At 41.2% G+C, this 6,204-nt stretch carries 10 protein-coding genes; 4 read left to right on the top strand and 6 right to left on the bottom strand.

Going from position 1 to position 6,204, the window contains the following annotated elements; all coding sequences use genetic code 11:
- Positions 1-152: 152 nt before the first annotated feature.
- Genes ACFW35_RS18025 through ACFW35_RS18015 form a run of 3 tightly spaced genes read right to left on the bottom strand, consistent with a single transcriptional unit; the run spans position 153 to position 2,336 of the window.
- Positions 153-908 (bottom strand): SDR family NAD(P)-dependent oxidoreductase, encoded by a 756-nt coding sequence (locus ACFW35_RS18025; protein ID WP_379847885.1) that lies wholly within the window; start codon positions 906-908, stop codon positions 153-155.
- On the bottom strand, positions 905-2,020 hold the full coding sequence (gene mutY / locus ACFW35_RS18020) for an A/G-specific adenine glycosylase (RefSeq protein WP_379847883.1): 1,116 nt from the start codon (positions 2,018-2,020) through the stop codon (positions 905-907). Before mutY ends, ACFW35_RS18025 begins: the two co-directional genes overlap by 4 nt.
- A 1-nt stretch (position 2,021) precedes the next feature.
- Positions 2,022-2,336: a hypothetical protein gene (locus tag ACFW35_RS18015; RefSeq protein WP_379847882.1), complete on the bottom strand. Its 315-nt coding sequence runs from the start codon at positions 2,334-2,336 to the stop codon at positions 2,022-2,024.
- Between the two features lie 38 nt (positions 2,337-2,374).
- Here ACFW35_RS18015 and ACFW35_RS18010 point away from each other — a divergent pair, with 38 nt between their 5' ends.
- Positions 2,375-3,376, top strand: coding sequence for a metal-dependent hydrolase (locus ACFW35_RS18010; RefSeq protein ID WP_379847880.1), 1,002 nt, complete (start codon positions 2,375-2,377; stop codon positions 3,374-3,376).
- Positions 3,377-3,390: 14 nt separating this feature from the next.
- Here ACFW35_RS18010 and ACFW35_RS18005 read toward each other — a convergent pair whose 3' ends face one another.
- Positions 3,391-3,657: a YfhJ family protein gene (locus ACFW35_RS18005; RefSeq protein ID WP_379847879.1), complete on the bottom strand. Its 267-nt coding sequence runs from the start codon at positions 3,655-3,657 to the stop codon at positions 3,391-3,393.
- A 102-nt stretch (positions 3,658-3,759) separates the two neighbouring features.
- Between ACFW35_RS18005 and sspK the strand changes: the two genes are divergently transcribed.
- Together sspK and ACFW35_RS17995 are read left to right on the top strand one after the other, a co-directional pair.
- Entirely contained in the window at positions 3,760-3,915 is a 156-nt protein-coding gene (gene sspK, locus ACFW35_RS18000) for a small, acid-soluble spore protein K (RefSeq protein WP_066286185.1), read from the top strand.
- 39 nt (positions 3,916-3,954) lie between these two features.
- The gene (locus ACFW35_RS17995) at positions 3,955-4,122 is read left to right on the top strand and encodes a YpzG family protein (protein ID WP_077364736.1); all 168 of its coding nucleotides are present in this window, start codon (positions 3,955-3,957) and stop codon (positions 4,120-4,122) included.
- Between the two features lie 231 nt (positions 4,123-4,353).
- On the opposite strand, the gene ACFW35_RS17990 is transcribed toward ACFW35_RS17995, so the two are convergent.
- Positions 4,354-4,659: a YfhH family protein gene (locus tag ACFW35_RS17990; protein WP_066286183.1), complete on the bottom strand. Its 306-nt coding sequence runs from the start codon at positions 4,657-4,659 to the stop codon at positions 4,354-4,356.
- A gap of 70 nt (positions 4,660-4,729) precedes the next feature.
- Between ACFW35_RS17990 and ACFW35_RS17985 the strand changes: the two genes are divergently transcribed.
- Positions 4,730-5,401 carry an SDR family NAD(P)-dependent oxidoreductase gene (locus tag ACFW35_RS17985; protein WP_379847877.1) on the top strand — a complete coding sequence of 224 codons (672 nt, stop codon included), beginning with the start codon at positions 4,730-4,732 and terminating at the stop codon, positions 5,399-5,401.
- Here the strand turns inward: ACFW35_RS17985 and recX are convergent.
- Positions 5,388-6,203, bottom strand: coding sequence for a recombination regulator RecX (gene recX, locus ACFW35_RS17980; RefSeq protein WP_379847875.1), 816 nt, complete (start codon positions 6,201-6,203; stop codon positions 5,388-5,390). The genes ACFW35_RS17985 and recX overlap by 14 nt on opposite strands.
- Position 6,204: the final 1 nt, after the last annotated feature.

The following is a 6,204-nucleotide window of genomic DNA, read 5'->3' as shown; positions in this document are numbered from 1 at the left end:
TCCGTATGGCGCTCATAAATTCCGTATGGCGCTCATAAATTCCGTATGGCGCTCATAAATTCCGTATGGCGCTCATAAATTCCGTATGGCGCTCATAAATTCCGTATGGCGCTCATAAAAACAAGCCCTCCGCTTCGCTAGGGCTTGTTTTATTAGAAATTGCTATAAGACTGACCGCCATCGACGTTCAGCGTGCTGCCGACGACCCAGGAAGCTCTCTTAGAAGCTAAAAATACTGCTACATTTGCAACTTCTTCGACTGTACCGAAACGTCCAGCCGAAATATGTTCTTGAACGAATGCATTTATTTTATCTGGATCTTGTTCCAATCTTTTTTTCCAATTTCCTGTCTCATGCAATATAGAACCAGGAGCTACCCCGTTTACACGGACACCTTTGGAAATCATCTCATCTCCAAATGATTTAGTGAAAGAGATCATTGCCGCTTTACTTGCATTATAAGTCGGCTTTCCGCCTGATTCACGGCCGAAGATGGATGAAATATTAATAATGGCTCCCCCATCGGCATTAGCACTCATCACTTCAGCAGCTTTCTTGCTCAAGTCCACAGCTGACAAAAAGTTCAGATGCATCGCTTCTTCAAATTGCTCCATGCTAGTTTCCATAACAGTTGATCCATTACTGCCGCCCGCATTGTTGACGAGTACATCAATCGTGCCGAACTTCTCCAAGAAGTCTGTCATCACACGTTCCCGATCATGTTCATTTGTAACGTCCCCTTGAAAAATCTCGATGCCTGCTTTTTGAGTAGATTCCAAATCACTAAAGGTCCTTCCTACAATTCCAACTTTTGCACCTTCATCCAGAAATGCATATGCAATCGCCTTTCCGATGCCTTTTGATCCGCCTGTAACGAGGACTGCTTTTCCTTCGAGTTCTAAGTTCATACAATAATCGCCTCCTTTATAAGCTGAATAATTTTTTGATGAGAAACAGGAAACGGATACTGATCGAGTTCGTCTGCTGTTACCCATTTCCAATCGGGCGGCAGCTCTTCAGAACCATCCAGCATTTTCCCTTGCCATATATTGATTTCCCATTTTAAGTGTGAAAAAACATGCTCAATATAGCCTGCCTTTTCCTCAAGCAAAACCTCGACACCAATATTTTCATCCAAATATCCTTTTAACGAATCTGTTTCTGCATTTTTGTTTTCACCAACATATTCGGTATTCGGAAACTCCCACATGTTTGCCAGCAAACCTTCTGAAGGTCTTTTGTGAATAAGGAAACGTCCATCTTCTCCAGTTAAAATTCCTGCTGCCATCTTTGCTTTTCTGACCTTTGTTTTACCAAGCTTAACAGGAAGCTCATGCTGTTTTCCTTGCCCGAAACCTTTACAAAGCTCCCTCATCGGACAAAGCAAACAAGCTGGTGATTTAGGTGTGCAGATTAACGCACCAAGCTCCATCATCGCCTGATTAAAGGATGACGGATCCTCGTGGGATATGAGTTCACGAACAGCTTTTTCAAACAAAATCCGGGTTTTAGGCTTGCTGATATCTTCTTCTATTAAGAGTATTCTTGATAAAACACGCATCACGTTGCCATCGATAGCAGGTTCAGGAATGCCATAAGCAATACTTAAAATGGCTCCAGCAGTATAAGGACCAACACCTTTCAAACCTGCTATTTCCTTTGGTGTATCAGGCACTTTTCCGCCATAAGATTCGCATACTTCCTTTACAGCGGTTTGTAAGTTTCGAACTCGGGAATAATAACCTAGACCCTCCCAAGCTTTAAGTACTTTCTCTTCATCAGCATAAGCAAGATCTTGAAGAGTAGGAAAAAGACTTGTGAACCGTTCGAAATAAGGAATCACCGTATCCACTCTTGTTTGCTGAAGCATGATTTCGGATACCCAGACACGGTAGGGATCCTGGTTTTCGCGCCAAGGCAAAGTGCGCTTATTTACACCATACCAAGTAAGCAATTGTTCTTGAAATTGTTTCACATATGACGCATCGAGGGAAAATAAACTATTACTTGTTGTGTTCAATTTAGAAATCTTCCTTTTCGTTCATTTTTTCAAACGCCCAGCAGTGAATTTTTTCTGCTCCCCCTGACACAAACGGGAAAAGTTTTGAAAAAACAGGGTGATCTGAAGACGTACGTTTTTCTTTTATCGTTTCATATGCTTCTTTATCGTTAACCTTAAAATATTCAACATAAAGCGACGGCTGATCCGCAGCTTTGTACCACTGAATGTCGGCTGCGCCTAGTTTTTTAAGCTCGTCAATCACAGATGCCATTTCGTACTCATATGATTGAAGTGTCTCTGGATTTACTTTATACTCCATGAAAACTGTTAACATTAACTTTCACTCCATTCCCTTTATAGGAGGTGGTCGCCTTGGATACAGGCACACATATTGTGATGGGGTTGGGATTAGGCGGTTTAGCCATGCTGGACCCTGCAATTGCAAATGATCCAGCGACATCCCAAGCCATCCTTGCCGGGACTTTAATCGGTTCCCAGGCTCCTGATTTTGATACTATTCTAAAGCTAAAAAACAACGCAGTCTACATTCGTAATCACAGGGGTTTAACCCATTCCCTGCCAGCATTGGTGATTTGGCCGCTTCTATTATTCGGTATCATTTCACTATTTGTCCCGCAGCCAGATAGCGGAAAGCTGCTCTTATGGACCGCTATTGCTGTTTTCCTGCATGTTTTTGTAGATATTTTTAACGCTTATGGTACACAGGCATTATATCCTGTATCAAAGAAATGGATTGCTTTAGGTGTGATTAGCATCTTTGATCCATTTATCTTTTTCCTTCATATCGCTGGACTTCTTCTATGGTATGTGGGAATGCACCCAGGATATACGTTCTTGGCCGTATATGTCATTCTTGTCTTTTATTACATCTGGCGCATTCTTGCACGTCAAAAGGTAAATAAAATCGTTTTAGAAAAAATACCAGAAGCAGAAGAAATATATGCGAGTCCCACAATGCGCTGGGGACAATATCATTTGGCCATTAAATCAAAGCATGAATTTTTCGTTGCTGGTTTAAAAAATGGAAAAGTGACGATCTGGGATACATTTGACAGGCTCCCCGTTCCCCAGACAAAAATCGTCGATGCGGCAAGATTGGATAAAAATATTTCTGCCTTTCTATCCTTCTCCCCTGTTCACAGATGGGAAATTGAAAAAAATGATCATGGACATATGGTCCAATTTATCGATTTAAGATACAGAAGCAAAGGTCACTATCCCTTTGTTGCCATGGTCCAGCTCGATGAGAACCTGAACATTATCACATCTTATACGGGATGGGTATATTCTGAAGACCGTCTTAAAAAGAAAATGGATTTCTCACCGATGGATCTTTTAAACAACAATGAATAAGTAAAGAGACGGGCTTAGTTAATAGGCCCGTCTTTTTTAATGAATCGCTGAAATTTCGGATTGCTGGAGAAGTATTCGTGCAGCTTGTGGCCGTAGGAATTAATGAGCTGTGTCACCATTTTCTCGGTTACATTTTGTCCCTCATATTCCCTCCCTGCTTTTGCGCGAGTTGATTCAAAATCTTCCCATAATCCTTCCACCCATTCCCTGGATTCTTGACAACTTAGGCCAGGGTTCACTTTTTGAAGCATTTTCGCTAATCTGTCAAAACGCTCTTCCATTATTCTCCCTCCTTATCCAATTTTTAAAGAAAGCCCCGTCACATAAAGGTTTCTATTACGTTTCATACTAGTTGAGAACCGATTTAAAGGAGGTAATACCACATGCGTAACAAATCGAAAAACTTCCCTAATCGGATCTCCTTCTCAGGTGAGCCGAGAGCAAAAGAAGAGTTCTCTTCTAAACGGCCAGATGGATCAACTCGCGACCATCCACAGGAGCGAATGTTTCTTTCCAATCAACACCGAGATGATCAGTAACTCTTGCGGTTATGAATTTCATTCTGGGGGGTGAATCAGTTGAACAAGAAAGATTACTTCTCATCAACACGATTTAACGGAAAATACTCTGACCCCTTTCACTCTCCGCGTGCCAATTCGAAGCATGCGTACAATCAAGTGAATGGGGAGACCCAGCAAGCACTAAATAACTATGTGCTTGAAATTCAAACACGTAAGCGTTCATAGTGAAGAATAAAGAAGCGGTCCTGTTATCGCTTCTTTATTTATGTTTCGTAAAGCTTTGTTGTTCTTGAAAGTGGTTGATTTCCGTTACAGGTGCTCGCTTTCCGGGGGGCGTGCGGTGAGCCTCCTGCCGCTCTGCGCCATAGGAGTCTCACCTGTCACACTCGTCCCCCAGGAGCCTCGCACCTTCCACTACAATCAACTTGTCGAAGAAGTCTTTTACAAATCCTTTAGTTATTCCAGCACCGAAATCGGCAGTGCCTCTAAATTACTTTGTTTATTTTTATAGCCCCAGGCAAAAATACCATTTAAGTATAGAACAGAAAAAGTGGAGCCGGGATCTCCTTGTATGCCATATTCTTTTCCGCTTTCAATGGTTGCAGGATCCATCAGATAGCATTTAGCCATAGCAATTTTGCGTTCATGAACAGCGTACTCACTTACCATGCCCATCTGTTCTGCTTTTTGTGCTTTTGCCCTTAAGGAAGCAATTTCTGCTCTAATTTCAGACTCAGTCATCTCGCTAAATCTTTTTTCCATTTGAATCTTTCCTCTCTTTTCTGTACGCTGAAACGTGGATTCAAACCTACTTTACATAGGAGTGATTATTTTGAATAAAACTGTCATTATTACAGGCGGCGGTTCAGGTCTTGGCCTGGCCTTAGCAAAGCAATACAGCAAAGAATTTAATGTATGCCTGATCGGGCGCACGGAAACGAAACTTCAGCAAGCCGTACAATCTATAACGCAAAATGATAATCGCGTTTCCTATCAAGTTTGCGATGCTGCCAATTATGAGCAAGTACAAACCGTTTTACAGGCAATATTTGAAAAAGAATCTGTACACCTTTTAATAAACAACGCAGGAATTGGTGTTTTTGAACCTCTAAACGCCTTAACAAAAGACGATATTGAGCTCATGGTCAATACAAATGTGTATGGAACGATTTATCCTTCACAAGCAGTCTTTCCTCTTTTTAAAAAACAAGGCTTCGGCAAGGTCATTAACATTATCTCTACTGCCGGCCTAAGAGGAAAAGTGAATGAATCTGTCTATTGTGCGACTAAATTTGCTGTACGCGGTTTTACAGAAAGCCTCGTTAAAGAATGGGAAGGAACCGGTATATTCCCTACAGCGGTCTATATGGGTGGCATGGATACGCCATTTTGGGATGAGACAGATCACATTAAAGACCGCTCCCGTTTAAAATCTCCAGAAACGGTAGCAAAAATGATTTTTGATCAGGACGATAACCGATCAGAAATTTTTATAGATCGTTAAGCTCTTCACCATTTAGAACTTCCGATATAACTGATGAATCAAAGCCCTTGCTGTATAAAAACCGCTTCATGCGTGACTCGTACTCATAACCGCTGTATTTCTTATACTTTTGATGCGCTTTTTTCGCATGAGCCAGCAGGGCTTCTTTTTCTTCTTCAGCAGTCTGGCTGATCTTTGCTTCTTGGAAAGCCATCTCAATCACTTCCCAATTGAATCCTTTTTGCTGAAGCTGCTGAGCGATTTTTTGCTTTTGCTCTTTTTCAGAACGTTTTGCATTGCTTCTGAATTGTTTTTGAATAAACTTCACGGAAGCCTCCAGCTGTTCCTCATATGTGAACTGGTCAAGCGCTTCTTCCGTATCGCCTTCACCGATTCCTTTTTTCTTAAGCTCCTGGCGGATAGCACCCGGTCCTTTAAAAGAAGTATTCATACGAGTTTTCACGAACGAATCCGCAAAAGTTTTATCATTAACAAAATCATACTCTGATAATTTATCGATTACCCTTTTAATCGTGGATTCAGTGACCTCTTTTTTCATAAGATACGCTTCTATTTCATGGGCAGTCCGCATTCGATACGATAAAAAATGGAGTGCTTTATTAAAGGATTTTCGATATTCGTCTTCTTCGATGATTTCTTCCCATTCATTCTCATCGATCTCCATACCTTTTTGCAGCTGAAACTTTATTAAAACATCAGCATCCACGCTAAAAGCGAACTCTTCTTTTTTTCCCTTTTGAATAAATACATTAAATCGTTCATCATTTTTTTGCTGAGCAGAAATCCTTGTTATTACAGCCATC

It is taken from the genome of Fictibacillus sp. NPDC058756 (genome assembly GCF_042746035.1).
Classification (GTDB): Bacteria; Bacillota; Bacilli; order Bacillales; family Fictibacillaceae; genus Fictibacillus.
This window is presented reverse-complemented; position numbering and strand designations above follow the sequence as displayed.